The sequence below is a fragment of the Streptomyces sp. NPDC017890 genome, assembly GCF_044328675.1.
Classification (GTDB): domain Bacteria; phylum Actinomycetota; class Actinomycetes; order Streptomycetales; family Streptomycetaceae; genus Streptomyces.
This window is the reverse complement of sequence record NZ_JBIRHU010000017.1, coordinates 59,465-82,156: the sequence shown is the minus strand read 5'-3', so window position 1 is coordinate 82,156 and position 22,692 is coordinate 59,465. Positions and strand designations below refer to the sequence as shown.

The window sequence follows — 22,692 nt, the reverse complement described above, 5'->3', positions numbered from 1 at the left end:
GAGGCCGGCCGGCCCGAGAGAGGACTGAATCGTGTACGCCGCCCTGGACATCGGAGGCACCAAGATCGCGGGAGCGTTGGTGGACGAACGGGGGACCGTCGTCCACCGCGCCGAACTCCCCACACCCGCGCGCGAGTCCACCCAGCGCATGGCCCGGACCGTCGACGCGGTGATCGACACCCTGGCCGCCGCCCCTGCCTGGGGCACGGTACGCGGACTGGGCATCGCGAGCGCGGGCCCCGTCGACACGGCGGCCGGCACGGTGAGCCCCGTGAACATCCCCGCCTGGCGGACCTTTCCCCTCGTCGAGAGCGTGCGCGCCCATCCGATGCTCTTCGCCGGCATCAGACCGGTGCTGCTCGGAGACGCCGTGGCCATGACCGCCGCCGAACACTGGCTCGGCGCCGCTCGCGGAGTGGACAACGCGCTGTGCATGGTGGTCTCGACCGGCGTCGGGGGCGGCTACGTTCTGGGAGGCCGACTGCACCCGGGGCCCTCGGGGAACGCCGGGCACATCGGGCACATCTCCGTCGACCTCGACGGCGCCCCCTGCGCCTGCGGCGCACGAGGTTGTGTGGAGGGATACGCCAGCGGAACCGCCATCGCCCGGTACGCGGTGCGGGCGGGCTGGACGCCGCAGCCGGGTTCGGAACCGACGGCCGCCGCCGTCGCCGCCTCCGCCCGCGCCGGCGACGAACGCGCCCTGGCCGCCTACGACCGCTCGGCACGGGCCCTGGCCGCCGCCATCGCCGGCAGCGCGACTCTGCTGGAGATCGAAGTCGCGGTCATCGGCGGTGGTGTCGCCCAGGCCGGGGAGACGCTGTTCACTCCGCTCCGTCGCCACCTGCGCACCTTCGCGGTGCTCGACTTCGCCCGCGGTATCGAGGTGCGTCCCGCCGCTCTGGCGCGGGACGCGGGCCTCGTCGGAGCGGCGGCGGCCGCCCGTCAGCAGCTCCAGGAGGCCGGTGACGCAGTAGCGGAAACCACGTTCGCAACAGGAACTTAACCGGTTCCTATTCGTGCGGGGCGCACACCCGCGCCTTGGACACCGTCAACGGCTTTCGGACGTTTGTCTGCCGACAGGTACGAGGCACCTGCCCGCCGGCCTCGGGGCCGCCACCCTCCGGTGCTGTGTCCGGCCGGGTCCGCCGGCGCGCGGCCGGGCTAGCCTGGCCCGCATGGACGAGTTCAACGGGGTGGAAGTCGTCGCGTTCCCTGATGCGGCGGCCTTCGAGGACTGGCTGGCCGGGCACCACACCCGCCGCGAGGGCGTGTGGGTCAAGGTCGCGAAGAAGGCGTCGGGAATCGCGTCGGTCACGGATGACGAACTGGTCGACGTGGGGCTGTGCTGGGGCTGGATCTCCGGGCAGCGCCGGGCCTTGGACGACCGGTACTACCTGCAGAAGTACGGGCCGCGGCGACCGAGGAGTCTGTGGTCGCGGGTGAATGTCGAGAAGGCCGCGGCGCTGGCGGGGGCGGGCCGGATGCGGGAGCCCGGCCTCGCCGAGGTCCGACGGGCCCAGGAGGACGGCCGCTGGGACCGCGCGTACGCGTCGCAGGCGACGGCTGTCGTCCCGGACGACCTCGCTGCGGCCCTCGCCGCGGACCCGGCGGCGCGTGCGGCGTTCGACGCGCTCGACCGGACCGCCCGCTACCTCGTGATGCTCCCGCTGCTCCAGGCCGCGACGCCGAAGACCCGGCAGACGCGGCTGGAGCGGACGGTGCGGGACCTGGCGCAGGGGCGGCAGATGGGCGAAGGGTGAGCACCGCCCGGATCACCGGCATCGCCGAGGCCGTCCTCACCCTCCGCTTCGCGTCGGCGTGGGGCGGGAACGGCTGATGCCGTCCACGTCGGGTGATCCCGACCACTCGCGCATCCGTGCCGGGACGGTCGCAGCCCCCTGACGCCCACAGGACACGACGACGTCCGAGGGCGCGCGGCACGATGCCGCGCGCCCTCGGACGTCCGTGTCATCTCTGGGAACGGGGTGAGGCGGTCGAGGCACGCGGCACGAGGGACGGGGTCGCCACCGGCTGCGAGACGACCTTGCGGCCGTCGAGGACGTCGAACAGCACGCGTGTGACCTGGGCCCCGAAGCCGTGCACGTCGTGGCTCATCGCGGACAGCGTCGGGTGGGTGAGCCGGCACAGCTGGGAGTCGTCCCAGGCCAGCAGGGACAGGTCGTCCGGCACCGAGATGCCCATCTCGGCGGCGACGCCCAGTCCGGCGACCGCCATGATGTCGTTGTCGTAGAGGATCGCCGTGGGCCGCTCCCGGGCCAGCAGCAGGGAGCGTGTGGCACGCGCCCCGTCGTCGCCCGAGAAGCTCGTCTCCGCGTGCGGGCCGCTGTCGAGGCCGAGTTCCCCCATGGTCTGTTCGAAGGCGGTCGTCCTGATGGCGCTGTGCCCCAGGCCGCGGGGGCCGCCCACGTGCGCGATGCGCCGGTGTCCCAACGCCGCCAGGTAACGCACCGCCTCGGCGACGGCGGCGGCGTCATCGGTCCAGACGGAGGGGAAGCCACCGGTGAGGGAGGGGTGGCCGACCGCCACGGCCGGCAGGCCCAGCTTTCGCAGCGGTTCGACACGCGGGTCCTCCTGGTGGAAGTCGACCAGGATCGAGCCGCCGATCTGCCGCTCCCTCCACCAGCGCTCCTGCAGTCCGATCTCCTCCTCCAGCGAGTCGACCAGCCGCAGCAGCAACGAGCAGTCCCGCTCGGCCAGCACGCTCTCGATGCCGGAGACGAACTCCATGTAGAAGGGCTCCAGGCCCAGCAGCCGGGCCGGCCGGCAGATGGCCAGCCCGACGGTGTCGACCGACTGCCGCGACAGGCTGCGGGCCGAGGAGTTCGGCGCCCAGCCCAGCTGCCGCGCCGCCGCGAAGATCCGCTCCCGGGTGGCATCGGAGACACCCGGTTTGTGGTTGAACGCCAAGGACACGGCGCCTTTGGACACGCCCGCGGCGGCGGCCACGTCCTTGATGGTGACGCGTTCGGAGGGTGCGCTCACGCCGGTTCCACGCAGTACAGTGCGGCGCGCACGGCGTTGGCCCCGGATTCGGCCGCCCCCGTGACCCGCAGGCGGGCCCGTTCTCCGGGAAGGAGGGTGCGGAGGCCGGTGTCGCAGACCGCGTCCGGGCCGAGCCGGTCGGCCTGCAGGAGGAGGTCACGTACGAGAGTGTGTGCTGTCACCACGACCTCGACACTACTCGCATCACCACCGACCGGGGACTCCACGGCCACGTCGTAGCGCGGCACCGGATACGCGAACTCCTTGTCCGGCACGGGAACATGCAGCGCGCGCAGGCCGTCGCTGTCGGCGACGAGGAACTCCTTGCCCGACCGCTCGTCCGGCACCAGCTCCTCCGGCACACTGCGCCGGTGCACCGAACGGGGAGTGACGGTCACGTCGAGGACCAGCTTCGCCACCTCGGTGCCGTCCGCCCGCATCCGGCGCAGGGTCACCGGAGCCTGCCACGGCTCCGCGGCCTGGTTGACGACGGCGAGGACCGGGCGGTCGGCGCCCGGCTGGAGCGTGAGGAGGCGATCCGCGTAGACGCGGCGCAGCTCGTGGTAGAGGGGCTTGAGCCTTCCGTCGCCGTCGATGGCCGCCCAGGAGCTGACCGGCCAGCAGTCGTTGATCTGCCAGACGACGGTGCCGGCGCAGACCGGCCAGTGCGAGCGCCAGTGTTCGATGCCGGCCGCGATCGCGCGGGCCTGTACGACCTGGGTGAGGTAGTGCCAGCGGTCGAAGTCGCCCTCGGGCGGGGCGAAGTGGCGTTCCAGGCCCCGGTTCAGCTTGCCGTTGCCGTCCTCGGCCTTCTGGTGGTGCAGCATGCCGGGCGAGTCCGGAGCGAGTTGTTCACCGGGGAGCGCGCGCCGCAGCGTCGCCATGGCGGGGGGTGCCTGCCAGCCGAACTCCGAGACGAAGCGGGGCACCGAGTCGCGGTACTCGGCGTAGTCCCGGCGGTTCCAGACCTCCCAGGAGTGGTGGGTGCCGTGGGCCGGATCGTTGGGGTGGTGGTCCCACGACCCGGACCAGGGGCTGCCCGCCGTGTAGGGCCGGGTCGGGTCGAGCTCGGCGACGATGCGCGGCAGCAGGTCCAGGTAGTAGCCGCCGCCCCAGGAGTCGCCGGCGAGTCCGGGCTCCCAGTCCCAGTCACGAAAGCCCCACAGGTTCTCGTTGTTGCCGTTCCACAGGACGAGGCTCGGGTGCGGCATCAGCCGGACAACGTTGTCGCGCGCCTCCGCGTCCACCTCTCCGCGCAACGGCTGCTCCTCGGGGTAGGCGGCGCAGGCGAAGAGGAAGTCCTGCCAGACCATGAGACCCAGTTCGTCGCACGCGTCGTAGAAGGCGTCGTCCTCGTAGATCCCGCCGCCCCAGATGCGCACCAGGTCCACGCCCGCCTCGGCCGTCTGGCGCAGCCGCGTGCGGTACCGCTCGGGGGTGATCCGGGAGGGGAAGACGTCGTCGGGGATCCAGTTCACTCCGCGGACGAAGACCCGTACGCCGTTGACGACCACGGTGAACCCGGTTCCGTGCTCGTCCTCGGAGCGGTCCAGTTCCACGGTCCGGAAACCGATCCGCCGCTGCCAGGAGTCCAGCGGCTTCGCCTCGGGCCCGGCCTCGACCAGCGCGACCTCCAGGTCGTACAGGGGCTGGTCGCCGTAGCCGCGTGGCCACCACAGGGAGGCGTCGGGTACGTCGAGTGTCAGCACGGCCCGCGTACCGTCGACGGCCGCGTGGGCCTCGACACCGGCGACGGTGGCCCGGACGGCGAGAGAACAGTCCGCGCCCTGGGCCGTGCGCTCGACCTCGACCCGCACCTCGACCCGGCCGGTGCCGCCCTCGACCGTCACGAGCGGACGCACGCCGGCCAGCCTCGCCGTCGACCAGCGTTCCAGCCTGACCGGGCGCCAGATTCCGGCGGTGACCAGTGTCGGGCCCCAGTCCCAGCCGAAGCTGCTCGCCATCTTGCGGATGTACTGGAACGGCTCCGGGTAGACGTTGGGCCGCTCACCCGTCAGCTCGCGTACCGACGCCGCCTCGTCGTAGGCGGAGGCGAAGTCCACCTTCAGCCGCCCGTGGTGGCCGGTGACGTCGAAGCGGTAGCGCCGGTGCATGTTGCGGGTGCGTCCCAGCTCCCGCCCGTCCAGGGTGACGGTCGCGGCCGTGTCGAGTCCGTCGAAGACCAGGTCGGTCCGCTCGTGGCCCTCCTCGGCGGTGTCGGTGGCGGCCACGTCCCGGACGTAGGTCCAGGCACGCTTTCCGACCCACGCCACCTCCGGCTCGTTGACACCGAGGAAGGGGTCCGGAATCAGGCCGGCCGTGAGCAGATCGGTGTGGACGCAACCGGGGACATGGGCGGGCAGCAGGCTCTCGCCGTGGCGCAGGCTCCAGTCCTCGGTGAGCTGGACGACTTCCTTCATGTGCGGCTCCTTAGGCGGGGACGGGCCCGTTTCGTGTACGACGCGGCTTAACTTAACCCCACACAAGTGAACCGGTCTAGCCCTCATCTCTTGACAGGAGCCACCACTGCGCCACAGTGAGTACCAGCGACACCCGGCGTTGCCGTTCACCGCGGGTAACGATTAAGTATCGCGGTCCGATACTTAGCTTTACCGGTTCACGGACGCCTGACATAGTCGCCGACAACCACCGGAGCCCGAGCCGTAATCCTTGGAAGGAGCTGGGCACATGGGGAAGAAGACGCTGGGCGTCGCTCTGCTGACCACCGCGATGCTGACCGTCGCGGGGTGCGGCGGGGGCGGGAGCCCGAACGCCGACGAGACCGCCGCCGCGCCGGTGAACCCGGACAGCGTCTCGGGGGACATCACCGTCCTGACCAATCGCACCGACCTGATCCAGGACGGGACGATGAAGAAGTACGCCGCCGAGTTCAACAAGACCTACCCCGAGGTGAAGGTCAAGTTCGAGGGCCTCACCGACTACGAGGGTGAGGTGAAGATCCGCATGAACACGGAGGACTACGGCGACGTCCTGCTGATCCCCTCGGTGATCGCCAAGGGCGACTACCCCAAGTTCTTCGCACCGCTCGGCGACACCTCGACGATGAAGAACACCTACCGCTTCACCGACAAGACCGACGTCGACGGCAAGACCCACGGAATCGCCACCTTCGGCACCGCCAACGGCTTCGTCTACAACAAGGCGCTGTGGAAGAAGGCCGGCATCACCGAATGGCCGACGACGCCGCAGCGGTTCCTGGACGACCTGAAGACCGTCGCGGAGAAGACGGGCGCGACTCCGTACTACACCAACTTCAAGGACGGCTGGCCGCTCAGCAGCCCCTGGACCAACAGCGTCGGCTCCGTCAGCTGCGACAGCCAGGCCTCGGACAAGCTGGCCTCGATGGACAAGCCCTGGGAGAAGGGCACGGAGCTGAACGCGCTCGACACCCTGCTCCACGACATCGTCCACGAGAAGCTGTCGGAGAAGGACCCGGCCACCACCAACTGGGAGAACTCGAAGACCCTCCTGGCCAAGGGTGAGGTGGGCAGCATGATGCTCGGCTCCTGGGCGATCAACCAGATGCGGGACGCGGCCGAGAAGGCCGGCCAGAACCCCGACGACATCGGCTTCATGCCCGTCCCGGCACAGACGGGCGGCAAGTTCTGCGCGGCCCTGGTCTCCGACTACCAGCAGGCCGTCAACATCCACTCCGACCACAAGAGCGCGGCGCGGGCCTGGATCGACTGGTTCACCGAGAAGTCCGGCTACTCGGCCAAGGAAGGCGCCGTCTCCGCCCTGAAGTCCGAGGGGATGCCGGACACCCTCAAGGGCTACGTTGACAACGATGTCAAGATGGTGGAGCGTTCCGAGGCGAAGACCGCCGAGGTCAACGCCATCGACAACGCCTCCGAGATCGGCCTGGCCAAGCCGGACTACCGGCAGAAGCTGATCGACATCGCCCGCGGCGCGGTGGACGGATCACTCGACGGCTACTTCGACGAACTGAACGATCGCTGGTCCGAGGCCAGGCAGATGGCCGGCTCCTGAACCGGCTCCCGGCAGGGCCCCTCCCCTCGGCGGGAGGGGCCCCGATCCCGCCCCAGTGCCCTCAGCGGACGACGAAAGGCCCTGGCCCCGCAATGACCCGCACCGCCTCCACCGCATCACCGCCCGCTCCGGCCGCCGAACCGGGCCGGACCGGCAAGCATCCCTCCCGGCGCCGTGCGCCGGGCGCCGCCTCGTGGCACGACCGGCCCTTGCGCCGTATCACCCCGTGGCTGTTCCTCCTGGCCCCCCTCGCCCTGCTGGTCACGTTCACCTACGTGCCCGTGGGCAACATGATCTATTACAGCTTCACCGACTGGGACGGCGTCAGCCCCGACCGGAACTTCGTCGGCGGCGACAACTACACCGAGCTGTTCACCCGGCCCGAGCTCTTCAAGGTCTTCGCGGTCAGCTTCTACTACCTCGCGGCATCCGCCGTACAGATCGTCATCGCCCTGTACTTCGCCGTGATTCTCAGCTTCGACCTGCGCTTCAGGAACCTGTTCAAGGGGATCCTGTTCTTCCCCTACCTGATCAACGGGGTCGCGATCGGTTTCGTCTTCCTCTACTTCTTCCAGGACGGCGGCACCCTCGACTCGGTGCTGTCCTGGTTCGGCGCCGACACCGGCCACGCGTGGCTGGGCAGCCCGGAATCGGCCAACACCTCGCTCGCGGGCGTGTCCGTGTGGCGCTTCACGGGACTGAACTTCGTCCTGTTCCTCGGCGCGATCCAGTCGATCCCCGGCGAGCTCTACGAGGCCGCCCAGCTCGACGGCGCGACCCGGTGGCAGCAGTTCCGGCACATCATCGCGCCGAGCATCCGCCCGGTGCTGAGCCTCAGCGTCATCCTGGCGATCTCCGGCTCACTGTCCGTCTTCGAGATCCCGTACATCATGACCGGCGGCGCGACGGAGACGTCGACGTTCGTCATCCAGACGGTGAAGTTCGCCTTCCAGTTCAACAAGACCGGCCTCGCTTCCGCCTGCGCCGTGGTGCTGCTGGTCATCATCCTGCTGATCACCTGGATCCAGCGCCGCATCGTGCCCGACGAGAAGGTGGACCTCGTATGACCATCACCGCCCCCGCCCAGGGCCGGCCCCGCCGGCGCCCGCGCCTCGGCAGCGCACTCACCTACCTGTCGCTGGTCGTCGCCTCCCTCGTGGTCCTGGTCCCACTCCTCGTGGTCTTCCTGACCTCGCTGAAGTCCTACGACGAGATCTCCGACGGACAGGGCGCCCTGGCGCTGCCGGACGACTGGCTGAACTTCTCCAACTACGCCACGGCGTTCACCGACGGCCACATGCTGACGGCCTTCGGCAACACGGCCTTCATCCTGCTGTTCTCCATCAGCGGCACCGTGGTCATCGGCTCCATGACGGCGTACGCCATCGACCGCTTCGACTTCCGCTTCAAGAAGCTCGTCATGGCGCTGTTCCTGATCGCCACGCTGGTGCCCGGCGTGACCACCCAGGTCGCCACCTTCCAGGTGGTCAACAGCTTCGGCCTGTTCGACACCCGCTGGGCGCCGATCCTGCTCTACATGGGCACCGACATCGTGTCCATCTACATCTTCCTGCAGTTCATCCGCGGGATCCCGAAGTCCCTCGACGAAGCCGCGCGGCTGGACGGCGCGAACTCCTTCACCATCTACCGGAAGATCATCTTTCCGCTGCTCAAGCCGGCGATCGCCACCGTCGTCATCATCAAGGGCATCACCACGTACAACGATTTCTACATCCCGTTCCTCTACATGCCCTCCGAGGAACTCGGGACCATGTCCACGGCCCTGTTCCGCTTCAAGGGACCGTTCGGCGCGCACTGGGAGAACATCTCCGCCGGGGCCATCCTCGTGATCGTGCCCACTTTGGTGATCTTCCTCTTCCTCCAGCGCTACATCTACAACGGGTTCGCGCAGGGGGCCACGAAGTAGCGGGCTCCGCGCGCCCCGCACGGTGGGGCGGACGAGCCTTCGCCCCACCGAGGACACCACGCCGGCGACCGCGGACCGGCCGGGTCACGCGTCCCCGTACGCCTCGCCGCCCAGTTCGAACCCGGCCGACCCGGCGGTGGCGTCCGCGAGCCAGGCCCGGAAGGCGTCCACGTCGGTCTCCGGCAGGCCGATCTCGATGGTGACGGCTTCGTCGTACCGCACGTCGCGCACCGCGCGTCCCGCCGTCCGCAGATCGTTCTGGAGCTTGCCCGCGCGCTGGTGGTCGACGGTCACCGTGGCCAGGCGGAACCGGCGGCGGGTGAGCGTGCCGAGGTCGTCCAGGGCCTCGCCGACCGCGCCGCCGTAGGCGCGGATGAGTCCCCCCGCGCCGAGCTTGACGCCCCCGAAGTAGCGGGTGACGACCGCGACGACGTACCGCATGTCGCGGCGCAGCAGCATCTGGAGCATGGGGACACCGGCGGTGCCGCCCGGCTCGCCGTCGTCACTGGCCTTCTGGACGGCGGCGTCGGCCCCGATGACGTACGCCCAGCAGTTGTGGTTGGCGTCCGCGTGCTCCTTGCGTACGGCCGCGACGAACGCCTGGGCCTCCTGCTCGGTGGCGGCCGGGGCGAGGGCGCACAGGAAACGGGAGCGGTTGATCTCGGTCTCGTGCACACCCGCGCGGGCGACGGTGCGGTACTCGTCCTGCATCCGGCCAGCCTATGCGCTCGCCCTCGCACGCCTCGCGGCAGCGTCGTCGCGGGTCAGCGGCGCGCGATCACACCGGGGTACCGATGTCCCGGGCGAGGTGGAGGCCGAGGAACCGGTCGGCGTAGGCGTAGGTCTCGAACCGGGCTCCGTCCGGCAGGTCCGGATCGGTCTCCACCCTGCGCAGCACGCTCAGCACCCCGGGGGCGTCCAGGTCGTTCTCCCAGGCGGCTCGCAGCTGGTCGCGGATCTCCCCCGGGACGGGACGCGACGGCTGCCGCGCCCAGGCGGCGACCGCGCGGCGCCAGCGCGCGAGTGTGTCCCGGGCGTCGTCCAGCGCGGCCGCGTCGAGTTCCACGCGCGCGTGGTGGTGGTGCTCCAGCAGGGCCAGACGCAGGGCGTCGGGTTCGTCGGGGCGCTGTTCGACGGCGTCCACGGGCGCGACGGCGACCGTTGCCCCGTCCGGCGTGGCCCCGCCCTCGCGCACGACGTGCACGGCCTGGCCGGCGCCCGGTCCGGGGCCGGCGCCGCCGTCCTCGAAGGGCCGGATACCGAGGGCCGCGGCGTCCGCACGCAGCCGTGTCCGGTCCTCCGCTCCGGTCAGCAGCGACCACGCGGGAGTGCCGTCGAGTTCCAGGGTGCGGACCAGGAGGTCGGCGACGAGCAGGACGCGCAGGCCGCTCGTGTCGCGGCCCGGCGCGTGCGCCTCGACGCGGGTCGGGCCCCGCCGGGCGGGGGCGGCGGGGACGGGCTCTCGGGTTCGGGCGTCGGTGATGCGCAGCACGGGGTGAGCGTAGGCGGGGTGGCGCGGTGGTGCACAGGGGCGCGCTCGTCGCCTCTCCCCCGCCGCGCGGGGAATCCAGGCGGGCCGCCGTCCGTTGTCGCTGCGGGAAGACGCGAGGCGCGAGCCGTTCAGGAATCCAAGGAGGCCGCCGGTGTACGGCGACGAGGCAACGGTACGGAAGATCCTCACCGAGCTCGGCGACACCTGGGCCGTGGTGGGCCTGTCGTCGAACCGGCAGCGCGCGGCGTACGGCGTCGCCGAGGTGCTGCAGCGCTTCGGCAAGCGCGTCGTGCCCGTGCATCCCAAGGCGGAGACGGTGCACGGGGAGCGGGGGTACGCCTCTCTCGCGGATGTCCCCTTCGAGGTGGACGTCGTCGACGTCTTCGTCAACAGCGAGCTGGCCGGGCAGGTCGCCGACGAGGCGGTCGCCAAGGGGGCCGGGGCCGTCTGGTTCCAGCTCGGCGTGATCGACGAGGCCGCGTACGAACGGACCCGGGCCGCGGGCCTGGAGATGGTGATGGACCGCTGTCCGGCGATCGAGATCCCGCGGCTCGGCTGACCCTGGCCCGGGAAGCGTGGCGACGCCGGTCGTGGGCTGCCGGGTGTTTTCCGCGCGGAGGGCCGCGCGGACCGTTCCCGTGGGCCGCGTACCGCCCGCATAATGCCCCAGTGACCGCAGCCTCCCCCCGCGTCAGCTCCGGTGCCGCACAACGTTTCCCGGTCGTCGTCGTGGGTGCCGGCCCCGCCGGGCTCACCGTCGGCAACGTCCTGCGGGCCGCGGGCGTCGGCTGTCTGGTCCTGGAGACCGAGACCCGGGAGTTCATCGAGCGGCGGCCCCGCGCCGGGGTCATCGAGGAGTGGGCCGTACGGGGACTGGAACGGCGCGGTCTGGCGCGGAGCCTGTTGGAGCGGGCGCAGCGGCACACCGAGTGCGAGTTCCGGTTCGCCGGGGAGTCGTACCGGTTCGAGTACACCCGGCTGACCGGTCGTCACCACTTCGTCTATCCGCAGCAGTGCCTGGTGACGGATCTGGTCCGTGAGTACGCGGACGTGCGGGGCGGGGAGATCCGGTTCGGCGTCCGGGACGTCCGCCTGCGCGGGCTGGAGTCCGGGCGGCCGTCGGTGTCGTACCTGTGCCCGGGCTCCGGTGAACGGCGTGTCGTGGAGGCAGACTTCGTCGCGGGCTGCGACGGTGCGCGCGGGGTGACCCGGGCGGCACTTCCGGCCGGGCGCGTGCGGGTCGCGTGCCATGACTACGGCGTCGGCTGGCTGGCGCTCCTGGCCGAGGCGCCGCCGTCCTGCGACTGTGTCGTGTTCGGCATGCATCCGCGCGGTTTCGCCGGCCATATGGCGCGCGGTCCAAAGGTGACCCGCTACTACCTCCAGTGCCCGCCGGGCGACGACCCGGGGAACTGGCCGCACGAGCGGGTCTGGGCGGAGCTGCGGGAACGGCTCGGAGCGGTCGGCGCACCGCCTCTCAGGGAGGGGCGGCTGATCGAGAGACGTGTCCTGGACATGCACGGCCACATCGTCGAGCCCATGGCCTTCGGCCGTCTCTTCCTGGCCGGGGACGCGGCCCACCTGACCGCGCCCATCGCCGCCAAGGGCCTGAACCTCGCCCTGCACGACGCGTTCCTGCTCGGCGACGGACTGGTCGCCCACCTCACGGGGGGCGACGAGACCGGGCTGTCCGGCTACTCGGCGACGTGTCTCGCACAGGCGTGGGACTACCAGGAGTTCTCCCAGTGGCTCGGGGAGGTGTACCACGGCACGGCGTCGGGCGACCCGTACCGGGCGGGCGCCGCCCGGGCCCGGCTGCGGCGCCTGTTCGCCTCGCCGGTCGCGGCGGCGGCGTTCGCCGAGCAGTACCTCGGCGCCCGGACCACCGGCTGAGGGCTCCCGCTCAGTCGTGGAGGGGCCGGTCGCCGAGCCGGTGGTCGGCCACGTTCAGCGCCTCGGTGACCAGGCGGCGCAGATGCCCGTCACGGAGTGCGTACACGACCCGCCGCCCCTCCTTGCGGGTGCTCACGAGCCCCGCGAGCCGCAGCCGGGCCAGATGCTGACTGACTGCGGGCCGGGCCGCTCCGCACACCTCGGTCAGGGTGGTGACGTCGGCCTCGCCGCCGGTCAGGGCGTGCAGCAGGGTCAGGCGGGTGCGGTCGCCGAGCAGGGCGAGGACCTCGGCGGCGAGCGCGAACTGCTCCTCGCCCGGCGTGCGCGGGTGCGCATCGTCCGCAGGTGACAGGTGCATGCGTGCGCTCATAAGCACATAATGGCGGGAAGGGCGCCGGACGTCCACCGCCGTACGGGACACGGGGCCGGACACCGTGGCGGACACCGGACATCGAACCAGGACACAGCACCGGAACACAGCGCGGGCCATCACACCCGCACACCGGAAGGGGCACCCGTGAGCAACCCGCACCGGCATCACCCTCACCCTCACCACGACGAGGAGCACGCCCCCGGCCACCACTCCCCCGCCGGCCCGTGGCACCGCCTGGCGCACCGCCTCGCCCCGCACTCCCACGCGAGCGCCGACAAGCTGGACCCGGCTTTGGAGTCCTCGGCCCGCGGACTGCGCGCGCTGTGGGTGTCGCTGGCGGTGCTCGGCGCGACGGCGGCGGCACAGACGGTCGTGGTGGTGGCCTCCGGGTCGGTGGCGCTGCTCGGCGACACCGTGCACAACGCCGCGGACGCGCTGACCGCCGTGCCGCTGGGCGTCGCCTTCGTCCTGGGCCGGCGCGCGGCCACCCGGCGCTTCACGTACGGCTACGGGCGGTCGGAGGACCTGGCCGGCATCGTCATCGTCCTGACGATCGCCGCGTCCGCGGTCCTCACGGGGTGGACGGCGGTGGACCGGCTGCTCGACCCGCGCCCGGTCTCCCACATCCCTGCGGTCGCCGTGGCCGCCGTGGTGGGCTTCGCCGGCAACGAGTGGGTGGCCCGGTACCGGATCCGCGTGGGCCGGGAGATCGGCTCCGCCGCGCTGGTCGCCGACGGGCTGCACGCCCGCACGGACGGCTGGGCGTCACTGGCGGTTCTGCTGAGCGCCGGTGGCGCGGCACTGGGGTGGCGGTTCGCCGACCCGGTCGTGGGGCTGGCGATCACCGTCGCCATCGTGCTGGTGCTGCGCGACGCGGCGCGCGAGGTGTTCCGGCGGCTGATGGACGCCGTCGATCCGGCGCTGGTGGACCGGGCCGAACGCGTCCTGGGCGAGGTGGCCGGCGTGCGCGGGGTGGGCGAGCTGCGGCTGCGCTGGATCGGGCACCGGCTGCGCGCCGAGGTGGCCCTGGTGGTGGACGGCGAGGTGACGGTCCGCCAGGCCCACCGCATCGCCGTCGAGGCCGAGCACGCCCTGCTGCACGCGGTACCGCGGCTCACCGCCGCCCTGGTCCACGCCGACCCGGCACCGGCCCCCGGCGAGGCCGACCCGCATCTGGCGCTGGCCCACCACGCCACCGCGTGAACGGTCAGGCGACGCCCAGTCCCTCCAGGACCACGGCCCCCGGCAGCTCGGCGAGTGCCTTGCCCGGCACCAGCAGCTTGCCGCGCCTGCGGCCGCTGCCGACGAGGACGTACGGCAGGTCGACGACGGCCGGGTCCACCAGCACCGGCCAGTCGCCGGGCAGGCCGACCGGGGTGATGCCGCCGTACTCCATGCCGGTCTCGCCGGTCGCCGTGTCCATCGGGGCGAACGAGGCCTTGCGGGCGCCGAGGTGGCGGCGCACGACCCCGTTGACGTCGACCCGGGTGGTGGAGAGGACCACGCAGGCGGCGAGCGTCGTGCCGCCGCCCCGCTTGCCGGTGACCACCACGCAGTTGGCGGACTGTTCGAGCAGCTCACGGCCGTAGTGCTCGACGAAGGTGGCGGTGTCGGCCCACTCCGCCGCGGTGTCGACGTAGACGATCTGGTCGGCGGGGACGCCGCCGCTCCAGTGGCGTACGGCGTCGGCGACCGGGCGGGTCAGCTCGCCGAGGCATTCCGTGGCGGGCGTGGCGCTGTCGAAGTTCCCGATGGGTGCGTGCATGGCGGCACGCTAACAACAGCGGGCGGCGCGGTGAACGGCCGTCCCGGCGGGCGGACGCGGGGTGTGCGGGCGGCGGGGCGCGGGCCGCGCTCCGGCGGGCACACCGCGTCCGGCGGCGGGCCGAGGCGCCGGGACGCTCAGCTCTCGGCGGCCGGCTCCGCGAGCCTGCCCGCCGCTCCCGCCCGGTCGTCCGGCTCGGGTACCCGGGCCACCGCCTCGTCGTCCAGCTCGGCCAGCCGGGCCACCGCCTCGTCGTCCAGCTTCGACAGCGCCCGCAGTTGTCCCGGCGTGACCCCGTCGGGGATCGGGACAGGTGCCGGGGTCCGCAGCGGCGGCTGCCAGCCGCCTTCGGGTGTCCAGCGCCGTACGACGCGGGCGGGCGCGCCCGCGACCACGGCGTGGTCGGGGACCGTGCCCCGGACCACGGCACCGGCGGCGACCACCACGTTCCGCCCGATCCTCGCGCCGGGCAGGATCACCGCGCCGGTGCCGATCCAGCAGCCGGAGCCGATCTCCACCGGTTCCATCCGGGGCCACTGCTTGCCGATGGGCTGGTGCGGATCGTCGTACGAGTGGTTGGTGGAGGTGACGTAGACGTACGGGCCGAAGTAGCAGTCGCTGCCGATGGTGACCGTGGTGTCCGCGATGACGTGGCTGCCACGGCCGAGGACGACTCCGTCACCGATGCGCAGGATCGGCTCGGGACCGAGGTCGAGGTCGGGCATGAGTCCGGCGGTCAAAGTGACCTGTTCGCCGATGATGCAGTGGTCGCCGACGTGGATCCAGGGCTCTCCGAAGACCGTGCCGAGCGGGAACGCGAGGCGGGTGCCCGTGCCCAGCGCGCCGAAGCGGAAGCGTCCCGGGTGGGCGGCGGTGACGGAGCCGGTGCGCTGCACCCAGGCCCAGCCCGCGTGTACGGCCCGCTGCGCGAGGCGGCTCCGCCAGGACGGATACGTGTTCTTGCGCTTCGGCACCCGTTCACGGTAGTCGGCGTGCGGGACGGGCATGACTCCCCAGGGCTGTGATCTTCACCCCACCGGGTGGCGTACGGTGCCGTACATCACTCGAGCAGGAGGCGATGATGACGCAGAAGGCGCTGATCACGGGCATCGGCGGCAAGGACCCGAAGGTGGACGCGGAGGCCTTCGTGGCGCCGACCTCCTCGGTCGTCGGGGACGTGACACTGCACGCGGGGGCGAGCGTCTGGTACGGCGCGGTGCTGCGCGGCGACGTCGAGCGGATCTCCGTCGGCGCGAGCAGCAACGTCCAGGACAACTGCACCCTCCACGCCGACCCGGGCTTCCCTGTCACCGTCGGCGAGCGTGTCTCCATCGGGCACAACGCCGTGCTGCACGGGGCGACCGTCGAGGACGACTGCCTGATCGGCATGGGCGCCACGGTCCTCAACGGCGCGGTGATCGGGGCCGGCTCCCTGGTCGCGGCGCAGGCGCTGGTCCCGCAGGGGATGCGGGTGCCGCCGGGTTCACTGGTCGCGGGGGTGCCGGCGAAGGTGAAGCGGGAGCTGACGGAGGAGGAGCGTCAGGGCGTCACGCTGAACGGGACGATGTACGCGGCGCTGGCCGTGGAGCATCGGCGGGCGGTGGGGGGCGGTCTGTAGGAACGCCTCCCGCCGGTTCGGTTGTGGTTGCTCGCGCCGTTCCCCGCGCCCCTTCGGGGGCGCGTTCCTACTCGGCGGCGGCAAGGGGCCGGCCCTTCTTGGCCTTGCGCTTCAGGACCAGCATCGACGCGACGCCGATACCCACGGCCAGCACCAGGCCCAGCCACGAGAAGCGCTTGAGCCAGGACTCGGCCACGACACCGAGGTAGTAGATGACGGCGGTGGTGCCGCCCGCCCAGACGACGCCGCCGAGGACGTTGGCGATCAGGAACTTCCAGTACGGCATCCGCAGCACACCGGCCAGCGGGCCCGCGAAGATGCGCAGCAGGGCGACGAAGCGGCCGAAGAACACGGCCCACATGCCCCACTTGTGGAAGGAGCGCTCGGCGGTGGCGATGTGTCCCTCGCCGAAGTGCCCGGGGAACTTCCCGCCCAGCCAGGCCAGCAGTGGCCGGCCGCCCTTGCGGCCGATGGCGTACCCGATGGAGTCGCCGATCACCGCGCCCGCGCCGGCGCAGGCACCCAGGACCAGCGGGTCGATGCCGCCGTGCTGGGAGGACAGCAGGGCCGCCGAGACCAGGATGATCTCGCCCGGCAACGGAATGCCCAGGCTTTCCAGAGCGATGACCAGTCCGACGACGGCGTAGACGGCCGCCGCGGGCACCGTGTCGAGCCACTCCTGGACGTGCAAGGCCAGACCCTCCGAGTTCGCGTCACTGCTGCGTTCCGGGTGGGCCCAGGGCCTGCCTGCCCTGTCCGCTTCCCGGGTGCGCCTCGACGAGGCGCACCCGGAAGCCTACCGGCTCGGCCGGCGTCAGCCGCTGGGACGCAGGGTCCATATGACGGTCATCTCACCGGTGACGGCGCCGTCCTCGCGCTGGATGGCGACGCTCACCGGGAACTCGGGGCGGTTGCCCTCGTCCAGCTCCGCGACGACCTCGGCGACGGGGCGGCCGAGTGTCGCGGTGGCCGTGACCGGGCCGAGCGCGATCTTCTTGAAGGCGATCTCCGCGGTGACCGGCAGCGGCACCGCCCGGGAGAGCTGGTCGCCGAAGGCGGCCAGCACGATCGCGCCGCTCGCCGACTCGCCCAGCGTGAACATGGCGCCGGCGTGCGGCCCTCCGACGTGGTTGCGGTACTCGCTCTGGTCCGGGAGGACCAGTACGGCCTTGTCCGGGGTGGTCTCCAGGTACTCGAGGTTCAGGGTCCGGACCATCGGCACCGTGGCGGCGAGCAACTCGCCGATCGACATCTGATCTGCACTCATGAAGGTATGTTACTCATGAGTAGCATCCAGTCGCCAGGTATCCGCGGTGATCGTCGTATGCTGTCCGCCCATGTGGCCAGGAGAGCAGTCATCCACCGGCGGACCGAACCCCCAGCAGCCCAACCCGTACCAGCAGCCTGGCTACCAGCAGCTGCCCGGCGCGTACGCCGGGCAGCAGCCGCCCGCCCCGTGGAACGCCCCCACGGTCACGGCGGCCCCGCCCCCCGGCCGGGGCCCTGGGGGCCGTACGAAGGTGGTGGCGATCGTCGCCGCCTCGGCCGTCGTGGTGGCCGCCGCCGTGACCGGGGCCTTCCTGCTGGGCGGCGGCGACGACGGGGCCGAGCCCGGCCCCACAGCCGCCTCGACGACCGCGCCGGTCGCCGACAACCCGCGGAACGGGGAGGACGGCCCGAAGCCGACCGTCGAGGGCTGGAACGTCGTGGCCAACCCCGACATCGGGATCGCCTTCGACGTACCCGCCTCCTGGATGCGGCAGTCGCCCGACTGGGTCACGTACGTCGCCGAGGACGACGACCCCGAGGAGAAGCCCCTGGTCGCCATGAGGGCCCCGGCCGTCCTCAAGGAGAAGTGGTGCGAGGCGGACGACGACCGGGACGGCTCGGTCGACCACACGCCCCTGGCCAGCGCGGGCAGCCGCGGCAACAAGGGCGCGCGGAACACCGAGGAGATCGCCCGGGCCGACTCCGCGGCCTGGGTGTACGGGGGCTTCACCCAGCCGGACCGGGACAAGGTCTCGACGGGGCCGGTGACCTCCTTCACCACCGCCTCCGGCATCGAGGGCAGCGTTGCCACCTCCCGGTCGTCCGGGGTCGAGAAGAAGGACAAGTGCGACGTGGACGGCAAGGCGACGACGTTCGCCTTCAAGAACGCCGACGGCGACCTCGTCTCCTGGTCGTTCTTCGGCGCCGCGGACGTCGACGACGAGGTACCGGACGCCGCCGTCCAGAAGATCCTCTCCACCGTCAGGGTGTACACGCCGGCCGAATCCTGAGGCACCGGCCCGCGGGATACAGAAAGCCCGAGGGCCGCTGCCGGGACGCGCGCCGTGGACTTCGGTACGTCCCTGACAAAGGCCGGTGACCGAATCGTGTCCTGGGCGGCATTAGGGTGACTGCTCATGTGGCCAGGACAGCAGCCGCCCGGGGGCGAGCAGAACCCGCAGAACAATCCGTACCAGCAGCCGGGGTACCAACAGCCGAATCCCTATCAGCAGCCCGGCTACCAGCAGCAGCCCGGCCCCTACGGCCAGCAGCAGTGGGGGGCTCCGCAGCCCGCCGGCGCGCCGCAGCCCGCTTCGGACGGTGGCGGTGGCAATGGCGGCAACAGGACCAAGCTGGTCGCGATCGTCGCGGCGCTCGCCGTGGTGGTGGCCGCCGGTGTCACCGGGTTCCTCGTACTGGGCGGCGACAAGGACGACCAGGCGGACGACGGCAAGGACAAGAAGCCGTCCGCGAGCGCGTCCGTGGACAAGTCCGAGTCCCCGTCCACCGACCCGAGCGCGTCCGCCTCCGGGGACAACCCTCGGGGCGCGGACGGGGTGGAGGCGACCGTCGAGGGCTGGAAGGTCGTCGCCAATCCACGCTTCGGCACGATGTTCGACGTGCCCGCCGACTGGGAGATCGACAGCACCGACACCAGCGTCGGCTTCGAGTGGGAGGAGAAGGGCAAGAGCGACCGCACCACGGTCACCGCCCCGGCCTACCTGAAGTCCGAGTGGTGCACGGCCGACGAGAACAAGGACGGCCGCAAGGAGAGCACCGCTCTCGCCACCACCGGTACCCGGGGTGAGGAGGGTGCCACGAACACGGACCAGGCGGCCGAGACGCGGGTGCCGTGGTGGATCTTCGGCGGTTACACGCAGCCGGACAAGAAGAGCGTGAAGTACGGCAAGCCCAAGGCGTACACCACCACGTCCGGCATCAAGGGCAGCGTCATCACGGCGCACTCGCAGGGCACGCCCCAGAAGGGGAAGTGCGACACCGAGGGCAAGGCGATCACCTTCGCCTTCCAGAACAGCGCGGGCGACTTCGTCACCTGGAACCTGTACGGCGCCAAGGGCGTCGCCGAGGAGGTCCCGGAGGCGACGATCCAGAAGATCCTGAGCACCGTGCGCCTCACCGAGGCCCCGCCGACCGACCAGTAGGCACCCGGCGGGCGGCGCCGCGCGCGCCGCTCAGCCGATGCCGAACGCCCCGGCCGGAGGCTCGGGCGACGGTACGGCGTCCTCGTCCCGCACCGGCCGCGCGTCGCCGATGAACCTGCGCAGGGCGGGCCCGTGTTCCACCCTGGCCGGGAAGGCGTCGGCGGCGGTGCGCCGGGCCAGGGCCGCCGTGTCGAGCGGCCGGTGCGCGGCGACGAGGACCGCGTTGCCGAAGCGGCGTCCGCGCAGCACACCCGGTTCGGCGATGAGCGCGAGCTCCTCGAAGAGCGTGGCGAAGCCGGCCAGCTGGGCGCGCAGGAAGGGGAACGGCGCCCCGTCGGCCAGATTGGCCACGTACACGCCGTCGGGCCGCAGGACCCGTGCCGCCTCGCGGGCGTAGGCGACGGAGGTCAGGTGCGCCGGCACCCGCGAGCCCCCGAAGACATCGGCGACCAGGACGTCGGCCGAGTCCGCGGGGGCGGCCTCCAGCCAGGCGCGGGCGTCAGCACCGTGCGCGGTGATGCCCGCGCCGTCCGGAAGCGGAAGGTGCTCGGCGACCAGGTCCAGCAGCCCCCTGTCGGCCTCCACGACGTCCTGCCGCGAGCCGGGCCGGGTCGCGGCCAGGTACCGGGGCAGGGTGAACGCGCCCCCGCCCAGGTGCAGCACGTCCAGCGCATGCCCCGGCTCGGCGACCGTGTCCAGGACGTGGCCGAGCCGGCGCGTGTACTCGAACTCCAGGTGCGCCGGCTCGTCCAGGTCGACGTACGACTGCGGGGCCCCGTCGACGGTGAGCAGCCAGGCCCGCTTCCGGTCGACGTCGGGCATGAGCTTGGCGGTGCCGTGGTCGGTGACGCGGCTGACGGGTATGGCTTCGTTCACCTTCACATTGTGCCCGCCACCGTCCTCACTCGACGCCGGTCACGGTCCCCGCCCCCACGGTCCGCCCACCCTCACGGATGGCGAACCCCAGCCCGGGCTCCAGGGGCATGGCCCGCCCCAGTTCGACCGTCATCGTGACCGTGTCCCCGGGTCGCGCCACCGCCACCGCACCGAGGTCCACGTCCCCGACCACGTCCGCGGTCCGGAGGTAGAACTGCGGCCGGTACCCGGTGGCGACCGGTGTCGAACGCCCGCCCTCGCGCGCCGACAGCACGTACACCCGCGCCGAGAAGCGCCGCGCGGGAACGACACTGCCGGGCGCGGCGACCACGTGCCCCCGGCGCACCGTGTCGCGGGCGACACCGCGCAGCAGCAGCGCCACGTTGTCCCCGGCCTGCGCCTCCTCCATCGGCTTGCCGAAGGTCTCCAGACCGGTGACGACCGTCTCGACGGACGCCCCGAGCACCTCGACCCGGTCCCCCACGCGGACGGTGCCGCGCTCGACCGCGCCGGTGACGACGGTGCCGCGGCCGGTGATGGTGAGCACGTTCTCCACCGACAGCAGGAACGGCGCGTCCAGGTACCGCTCGGGCATGGGCACGTACGTGTCCACGGCGTCGAGCAGCGCCTCGACGGACGCCGCCCACCGCGGGTCGCCCTCCAGGGCCTTCAGCCCCGACACCCGTACGACGGGCACGGTGTCGCCGCCGTAGCCGTGCGCGGTGAGCAGGTCCCGCACCTCCAGTTCGACCAGGTCGGTCAGTTCCTCGTCACCCGCGTCGGCCTTGTTGAGCGCGACCACGATGTGGTCGACGCCCACCTGCCGGGCGAGCAGGACGTGTTCGGCGGTCTGCGGCATGATCCCGTCCAGCGCGGAGACGACGAGGATCGCCCCGTCGAGCTGGGCGGCGCCGGTGACCATGTTCTTGACGTAGTCGGCGTGGCCCGGCATGTCCACGTGCGCGTAGTGCCGGGTGTCGGTCTCGTACTCGACGTGCGCGATGTTGATGGTGATGCCGCGCGCCGCCTCCTCCGGGGCGCGGTCGATGCGGTCGAACGGCACGAACGTGCCGGCGCCGCGCTCGGCGAGGACCTTGGTGATGGCGGCGGTCAGGGTGGTCTTGCCGTGGTCGACATGGCCCATCGTGCCGATGTTCAGATGCGGTTTGGTGCGGACGTACGCCGTCTTGGGCATGGCGGTACCTCGAAGCCTCGTGGCGGTGGTGGGGACCCCGGGAAGTGGCCGACCCTCCCCCTGCGGGGTCCGCCGGACGATCCGGGGAAGGTCAGCTTCGGGCGCCGTCGAGGGCGGCCGGGAGGAAGGGGACGGCAGCCTTCGGGGCATCCGCGACGGCGGATGCCGCGAGAGGGAAGGCGTACCGGAACATGGCGCCGATCCTTGCCGACGCTTTGCCCCACGTCGAATGGTTTTTTATGGCACGGGAGTTCGAAAACCTTCTCGGTCGCCCCGGCCGCCTCTGCCGGCACCCTGACCCGCTACGGCCACCCCGACCCGCTACGGCCACCCCGATCCGCTACGGACCGATGTTCCGCAGCGCCTCACGCACGGACAGCGGCGCGAGGCGTTGCCCGTGTCCGGCCACGAAGGCGCGTACGGCGTCCGGGTCGGTCTTCGCGTACTCGCGCAGGCACCAGCCGATGGCCTTGCGGACGAAGAAGTCGTCGTGTCCCGACTGGCGCAGGCAGTGGCCGAAGAGGCGCTCGGTGTCGGTGCGTTCCTTGTAGCGCAGCTGGTGGAGCAGGGCCGCGCGGACCAGCCACAGGTCCTCGTCGGCGATCCAGGCGTCCATCTCCGCCGTGAGGTCGCGGTCGGCCGCGACCAGCCCTCCGACGACGTGCGCGGCGAGCAGGTCGACGGTGTCCCACCACGGCACCGTGGTGAGCAGACGCCGGACCACGGGCAGGAGACCGGAGGAGCAATGCGTCACATGCCGGCGCAGGAAATCGACGGCGAAGTAGTGGTACTCCCGCTCGGGCAGCCGCCAGCAGCGCAGCGCGACGGCGATGCAGTCCGACTCGCCCGGGCGGGGCAGGCCCGCCAGGACGGCGCGGGACAGGGAACGGCGAACAGGGGAGGTCAGGCCCAGGAACGGGGCCACGTCCCGCATGTACGCCCGCATGGCCACGGCCCGTTGGGAATCGGCCGCGGCGCTGTACGCGGTGGTGAGCCGCTCGACCACGGTGTCGGCGAGGGGGCTGCGCGGCGCGTCCGGAGTTTCCGTGACTGTGACGCTCATGAGACGCACCATACGGCGATCACACACATTTGTCGGTTAGTG

23 protein-coding genes are annotated in these 22,692 nt (G+C 71.8%); 11 read left to right on the top strand and 12 right to left on the bottom strand.

Translation table 11 applies throughout. The features are described 5' to 3' along the window. Positions 1–28 precede the first annotated feature (28 nt). Both ACH4F2_RS22740 and ACH4F2_RS22735 read left to right on the top strand, forming a co-directional pair. Positions 29–1,006, top strand: coding sequence for an ROK family protein (locus ACH4F2_RS22740; protein WP_398134657.1), 978 nt, complete (start codon positions 29–31; stop codon positions 1,004–1,006). Between the two features lie 172 nt (positions 1,007–1,178). After that, positions 1,179–1,763: a YdeI family protein gene (locus ACH4F2_RS22735; protein ID WP_398134539.1), complete on the top strand. Its 585-nt coding sequence runs from the start codon at positions 1,179–1,181 to the stop codon at positions 1,761–1,763. A 208-nt stretch (positions 1,764–1,971) separates the two neighbouring features. Here the strand turns inward: ACH4F2_RS22735 and ACH4F2_RS22730 are convergent, their stop codons facing one another. Both ACH4F2_RS22730 and ACH4F2_RS22725 read right to left on the bottom strand, forming a co-directional pair. Continuing rightward, complete coding sequence (locus ACH4F2_RS22730; RefSeq protein WP_398134538.1) at positions 1,972–3,006, bottom strand: LacI family DNA-binding transcriptional regulator; 1,035 nt, start codon at positions 3,004–3,006, stop codon at positions 1,972–1,974. Continuing rightward, positions 3,003–5,426 carry a glycoside hydrolase family 2 protein gene (locus tag ACH4F2_RS22725; protein ID WP_398134537.1) on the bottom strand — a complete coding sequence of 808 codons (2,424 nt, stop codon included), beginning with the start codon at positions 5,424–5,426 and terminating at the stop codon, positions 3,003–3,005. The genes ACH4F2_RS22730 and ACH4F2_RS22725 overlap by 4 nt, the downstream gene beginning before the upstream one ends. A gap of 268 nt (positions 5,427–5,694) precedes the next feature. On the opposite strand from ACH4F2_RS22725, the gene ACH4F2_RS22720 reads away from it, so the two are divergent. From ACH4F2_RS22720 to ACH4F2_RS22710, 3 genes are all read left to right on the top strand, one after another. Beyond that, positions 5,695–7,017, top strand: coding sequence for an ABC transporter substrate-binding protein (locus tag ACH4F2_RS22720; RefSeq protein WP_398134536.1), 1,323 nt, complete (start codon positions 5,695–5,697; stop codon positions 7,015–7,017). Positions 7,018–7,109: 92 nt separating this feature from the next. Then, a complete protein-coding gene (locus ACH4F2_RS22715; RefSeq protein WP_398134535.1) occupies positions 7,110–8,084 on the top strand; it encodes a carbohydrate ABC transporter permease in 975 nt (324 codons plus the stop codon). After that, complete coding sequence (locus ACH4F2_RS22710) at positions 8,081–8,944, top strand: carbohydrate ABC transporter permease (protein ID WP_398134534.1); 864 nt, start codon at positions 8,081–8,083, stop codon at positions 8,942–8,944. The genes ACH4F2_RS22715 and ACH4F2_RS22710 overlap by 4 nt, the downstream gene beginning before the upstream one ends. 84 nt (positions 8,945–9,028) lie before the next feature. On the opposite strand, the gene ACH4F2_RS22705 is transcribed toward ACH4F2_RS22710, so the two are convergent. Beyond that, positions 9,029–9,655: a YigZ family protein gene (locus ACH4F2_RS22705; protein ID WP_398134533.1), complete on the bottom strand. Its 627-nt coding sequence runs from the start codon at positions 9,653–9,655 to the stop codon at positions 9,029–9,031. 67 nt (positions 9,656–9,722) lie between these two features. Next, positions 9,723–10,436 (bottom strand): hypothetical protein, encoded by a 714-nt coding sequence (locus ACH4F2_RS22700; RefSeq protein ID WP_398134532.1) that lies wholly within the window; start codon positions 10,434–10,436, stop codon positions 9,723–9,725. Between the two features lie 151 nt (positions 10,437–10,587). On the opposite strand from ACH4F2_RS22700, the gene ACH4F2_RS22695 reads away from it, so the two are divergent. Both ACH4F2_RS22695 and ACH4F2_RS22690 read left to right on the top strand, forming a co-directional pair. After that, complete coding sequence (locus ACH4F2_RS22695) at positions 10,588–10,995, top strand: CoA-binding protein (RefSeq protein ID WP_398134531.1); 408 nt, start codon at positions 10,588–10,590, stop codon at positions 10,993–10,995. A 110-nt stretch (positions 10,996–11,105) separates the two neighbouring features. Further along, the gene (locus ACH4F2_RS22690; protein ID WP_398134530.1) at positions 11,106–12,329 is read left to right on the top strand and encodes a 4-hydroxybenzoate 3-monooxygenase; all 1,224 of its coding nucleotides are present in this window, start codon (positions 11,106–11,108) and stop codon (positions 12,327–12,329) included. Between the two features lie 10 nt (positions 12,330–12,339). On the opposite strand, the gene ACH4F2_RS22685 is transcribed toward ACH4F2_RS22690, so the two are convergent. Beyond that, on the bottom strand, positions 12,340–12,699 hold the full coding sequence (locus tag ACH4F2_RS22685; RefSeq protein ID WP_398134529.1) for an ArsR/SmtB family transcription factor: 360 nt from the start codon (positions 12,697–12,699) through the stop codon (positions 12,340–12,342). 9 nt (positions 12,700–12,708) lie between these two features. Here ACH4F2_RS22685 and ACH4F2_RS22680 point away from each other — a divergent pair, with 9 nt between their 5' ends. Then, a complete protein-coding gene (locus tag ACH4F2_RS22680; protein WP_398134528.1) occupies positions 12,709–13,905 on the top strand; it encodes a cation diffusion facilitator family transporter in 1,197 nt (398 codons plus the stop codon). Positions 13,906–13,909: 4 nt separating this feature from the next. Here ACH4F2_RS22680 and ACH4F2_RS22675 read toward each other — a convergent pair whose 3' ends face one another. Together ACH4F2_RS22675 and ACH4F2_RS22670 are read right to left on the bottom strand one after the other, a co-directional pair. Beyond that, positions 13,910–14,467, bottom strand: a complete 558-nt coding sequence (locus tag ACH4F2_RS22675) for a YbaK/EbsC family protein (RefSeq protein ID WP_398134527.1) — start codon at positions 14,465–14,467, stop codon at positions 13,910–13,912. Positions 14,468–14,604: 137 nt separating this feature from the next. Then, entirely contained in the window at positions 14,605–15,441 is an 837-nt protein-coding gene (locus ACH4F2_RS22670) for an acyltransferase (protein ID WP_398134656.1), read from the bottom strand. Between the two features lie 107 nt (positions 15,442–15,548). On the opposite strand from ACH4F2_RS22670, the gene ACH4F2_RS22665 reads away from it, so the two are divergent. Further along, positions 15,549–16,085: a gamma carbonic anhydrase family protein gene (locus ACH4F2_RS22665; protein WP_398134655.1), complete on the top strand. Its 537-nt coding sequence runs from the start codon at positions 15,549–15,551 to the stop codon at positions 16,083–16,085. 67 nt (positions 16,086–16,152) lie between these two features. Here ACH4F2_RS22665 and ACH4F2_RS22660 read toward each other — a convergent pair whose 3' ends face one another. Both ACH4F2_RS22660 and ACH4F2_RS22655 read right to left on the bottom strand, forming a co-directional pair. Further along, a complete protein-coding gene (locus ACH4F2_RS22660; protein WP_398134526.1) occupies positions 16,153–16,776 on the bottom strand; it encodes a DedA family protein in 624 nt (207 codons plus the stop codon). A gap of 123 nt (positions 16,777–16,899) precedes the next feature. Beyond that, the gene (locus ACH4F2_RS22655) at positions 16,900–17,337 is read right to left on the bottom strand and encodes a DUF4442 domain-containing protein (RefSeq protein ID WP_398134654.1); all 438 of its coding nucleotides are present in this window, start codon (positions 17,335–17,337) and stop codon (positions 16,900–16,902) included. A gap of 85 nt (positions 17,338–17,422) precedes the next feature. Here ACH4F2_RS22655 and ACH4F2_RS22650 point away from each other — a divergent pair, with 85 nt between their 5' ends. Together ACH4F2_RS22650 and ACH4F2_RS22645 are read left to right on the top strand one after the other, a co-directional pair. Then, on the top strand, positions 17,423–18,364 hold the full coding sequence (locus tag ACH4F2_RS22650) for a hypothetical protein (RefSeq protein ID WP_398134525.1): 942 nt from the start codon (positions 17,423–17,425) through the stop codon (positions 18,362–18,364). A 126-nt stretch (positions 18,365–18,490) separates the two neighbouring features. Then, a complete protein-coding gene (locus ACH4F2_RS22645; protein ID WP_398134524.1) occupies positions 18,491–19,516 on the top strand; it encodes a hypothetical protein in 1,026 nt (341 codons plus the stop codon). Positions 19,517–19,546: 30 nt separating this feature from the next. Here the strand turns inward: ACH4F2_RS22645 and ACH4F2_RS22640 are convergent, their stop codons facing one another. The 3 genes from ACH4F2_RS22640 to ACH4F2_RS22630 form a co-directional block, all read right to left on the bottom strand. After that, positions 19,547–20,392 carry a spermidine synthase gene (locus ACH4F2_RS22640; protein WP_398134523.1) on the bottom strand — a complete coding sequence of 282 codons (846 nt, stop codon included), beginning with the start codon at positions 20,390–20,392 and terminating at the stop codon, positions 19,547–19,549. A 25-nt stretch (positions 20,393–20,417) separates the two neighbouring features. Next, positions 20,418–21,587, bottom strand: coding sequence for an elongation factor Tu (tuf, locus tag ACH4F2_RS22635; RefSeq protein ID WP_398134522.1), 1,170 nt, complete (start codon positions 21,585–21,587; stop codon positions 20,418–20,420). A gap of 340 nt (positions 21,588–21,927) precedes the next feature. Continuing rightward, on the bottom strand, positions 21,928–22,650 hold the full coding sequence (locus ACH4F2_RS22630; RefSeq protein ID WP_398134521.1) for a DNA alkylation repair protein: 723 nt from the start codon (positions 22,648–22,650) through the stop codon (positions 21,928–21,930). Positions 22,651–22,692 lie beyond the last annotated feature (42 nt).

Bases quoted from the DNA above. Each gene is read 5' to 3' on its own strand.
- ACH4F2_RS22645 (WP_398134524.1), top strand. From the start codon at position 18,491: ATGTGGCCAGGACAGCAGCCGCCCGGGGGCGAGCAGAACCCGCAGAAC.
- ACH4F2_RS22630 (WP_398134521.1), bottom strand. From the start codon at position 22,650: ATGAGCGTCACAGTCACGGAAACTCCGGACGCGCCGCGCAGCCCCCTC.
- ACH4F2_RS22665 (WP_398134655.1), top strand. From the start codon at position 15,549: ATGACGCAGAAGGCGCTGATCACGGGCATCGGCGGCAAGGACCCGAAG.
- ACH4F2_RS22725 (WP_398134537.1), bottom strand. From the start codon at position 5,426: ATGAAGGAAGTCGTCCAGCTCACCGAGGACTGGAGCCTGCGCCACGGC.
- ACH4F2_RS22710 (WP_398134534.1), top strand. From the start codon at position 8,081: ATGACCATCACCGCCCCCGCCCAGGGCCGGCCCCGCCGGCGCCCGCGC.
- ACH4F2_RS22650 (WP_398134525.1), top strand. From the start codon at position 17,423: ATGTGGCCAGGAGAGCAGTCATCCACCGGCGGACCGAACCCCCAGCAG.
- ACH4F2_RS22715 (WP_398134535.1), top strand. From the start codon at position 7,110: ATGACCCGCACCGCCTCCACCGCATCACCGCCCGCTCCGGCCGCCGAA.
- tuf (WP_398134522.1), bottom strand. From the start codon at position 21,587: ATGCCCAAGACGGCGTACGTCCGCACCAAACCGCATCTGAACATCGGC.
- ACH4F2_RS22735 (WP_398134539.1), top strand. From the start codon at position 1,179: ATGGACGAGTTCAACGGGGTGGAAGTCGTCGCGTTCCCTGATGCGGCG.
- ACH4F2_RS22655 (WP_398134654.1), bottom strand. From the start codon at position 17,337: ATGTCGATCGGCGAGTTGCTCGCCGCCACGGTGCCGATGGTCCGGACC.
- ACH4F2_RS22675 (WP_398134527.1), bottom strand. From the start codon at position 14,467: ATGCACGCACCCATCGGGAACTTCGACAGCGCCACGCCCGCCACGGAA.
- ACH4F2_RS22685 (WP_398134529.1), bottom strand. From the start codon at position 12,699: ATGAGCGCACGCATGCACCTGTCACCTGCGGACGATGCGCACCCGCGC.
- ACH4F2_RS22720 (WP_398134536.1), top strand. From the start codon at position 5,695: ATGGGGAAGAAGACGCTGGGCGTCGCTCTGCTGACCACCGCGATGCTG.
- ACH4F2_RS22705 (WP_398134533.1), bottom strand. From the start codon at position 9,655: ATGCAGGACGAGTACCGCACCGTCGCCCGCGCGGGTGTGCACGAGACC.
- ACH4F2_RS22680 (WP_398134528.1), top strand. From the start codon at position 12,709: ATGGCGGGAAGGGCGCCGGACGTCCACCGCCGTACGGGACACGGGGCC.